The 2,062-nt window shown below is 37.7% G+C and carries 3 protein-coding genes; all 3 read right to left on the minus strand.

Annotated features, from left to right (window positions below):
• The coding region (locus HMPREF2596_RS09435; protein WP_141762683.1) for an RHS repeat domain-containing protein at nt 1–713 on the minus strand (713 nt) is incomplete at its 3' end.
• 88 nt (nt 714–801) lie between these two features.
• Nucleotides 802–1,614, minus strand: coding sequence for a hypothetical protein (locus tag HMPREF2596_RS09440; protein WP_070850869.1), 813 nt, complete (start codon nt 1,612–1,614; stop codon nt 802–804).
• Nucleotide 1,615: 1 nt separating this feature from the next.
• Nucleotides 1,616–2,062: polymorphic toxin type 34 domain-containing protein (locus HMPREF2596_RS09445; RefSeq protein WP_283140426.1), on the minus strand; the 447-nt coding region annotated here is incomplete at its 5' end.

The raw sequence follows: 2,062 nt of genomic DNA on the forward strand, positions 1-2,062 counted from the left end.
ATCGGGTCCTGATTCACAAACCGACCCGCATCAGGCTCGTAGTACCTGAAGAAGTTGTAATGCAGCCCCGTCTCACGGTCGGCATATTGGTTTTGCAGGCGGAAGGGTTGGTATGCGCTATTCGTTACCTTGGTTTCCTCTTTCAGACGACCCCAGCCGGTGTAGTTGCCGAACCACAGCAAATTACCGTCTTTGTCTGTCATCTCCCTTGGGATGCCGATTTGGTCGCAGTGGAAGTAGTAGGTTTGTTGGCGGCTTTCGCCTTCTTCGGTTGTCCAATCGCGGACTTGCGCCAATGGTTCGTAGGAATCTTGGTCAGTGTAGATATAATAGGTATACCTGCCGTCCGGGTGGACTTCTTGCAAGATGTGGCTGCCGTCCCAAACGAAGCGGGTTTGGTTTTCGAGGTCGTCTGAAACTTCTTTATCTTTCAGACGACCTTTGCCTATCCTTCTGCCCAAGGCATCGTAGGTGTAGGACCAAGTCTCTTTGCTGCTGTCTTTTTTGAAGATTTCCGCTTTAACCAGTTGGTCGTGCAGATCGTAGAAATAGTTCTGCACTTCGCCGTCAGCCAGTTCGCGGTGGATGAGGTTGCCGAAGTGGTCGTAGTAATAGCTGATACCGTTGTAGGCTTTCAGGCGGTTGTCGGTGATGGGATTGAGGCCGTCTGAAAGCGGTGCGGTCGTTTTGCCCTCTCCCCAACCCTCTCCCACGAGAGAGGGGGCAGGGTACGGTGTCGGAGATGATTTCGTCGTCAAGGCTAATTTAGATCATATATGACCATTTAAATTATTATGTTATTTATCCAAATTTCTTTAGTAGCATTTTTCTAATTTTTGAAAACTTTTTAGATGAATTATTCTTGATTCCGATATAGAATTCGTCATCAATTCTATTTTGATTCAATAAAATTTTTTTAACATACGGAATAACCTTCGTAGAGTCAATTGAAATTAAAAATGAAACTATCTCATGGTAAATATAAGAAGTTTCATTAAAATCTTTTAGCTTCCTAATTAATAGAGTTTCAATTGAATTTGATTTATAACCCTTCTCTTTTAAAGCATATAAAATCCATGATAATATCTTAGGATTTTTTTTATTTAAATTTCTAATTAGATAGTCTTTTATATATTCCCTTTCTGGAAGATATACAGAACTAAATGCAACAGAAATAATAATAGAATACTTATTTAAACTCCATATCAAATCTATCTCTTTTTCTATGTTAGAAAACGCTTTTTCTCCTAAATTGTAATCACGAAATAGGTATCCCAATGATGAAATTGCAGATGATTTAACTCTTATACTTTTATCATTGTGTATAAAGCAAATTAATATTGATAGAATTTCTTTAAGTTGAATGTCATTAAGTTTGATTTGAAACTGCCCTAAAATAAATATTGCAATTTCTCTATGTCGACTATATCTGCTTGTTAATAGTATATTTTTAATATTATCTTTAATTTCACTATACTCATAAAATTGTAACCTTTTTGCTGCTTCATATTGAAAAACAGTATTTGAATTAAGTATTTTCTCGAATAATTCCTTAATTGATAATTGCTTACATACTAAAAAAGCATCAAAACTTGAAATTTCTTTGCCTGCCATATCATTTTTTCCTATTGTTACATTTATCTTTGGAATGTCTTGAGTGGCGACAACCCCAAGCTTTTTGTGTTGACTTAGCTTGTTTAGCAGATATTTGTCCACAATCAATTAATTCTTGTAATACATCACATTTATCAGGTTTTTTTCCAGTAGTTCGAGAATATTCATTCATTTTTTCATAGACTTGATTAGCAACTCCTGTATCGACTTGATTGCCATTTGCAGCCATCATAGTACCAATAGCTTTACCTCCCTCATGAGCCGCACCTAATCCTAATAAAAGAAGAGCCGCTTTACCTAATGCTACTAACTCCGGAGCAATCAATGGAATAGCGAAAGCTGCTAAACCTTTTGGATCAATCCAAATTTGAACATTCGGCGCAAATCGGTAAAAGTTAAATCCGCCTTCCAACCCAATCGGGTCCTGATTCACAAACCGACCCGCATC

The sequence above is a fragment of the Neisseria sp. HMSC078C12 genome (assembly GCF_001838065.1).
GTDB lineage: Bacteria > Pseudomonadota > Gammaproteobacteria > Burkholderiales > Neisseriaceae > Neisseria.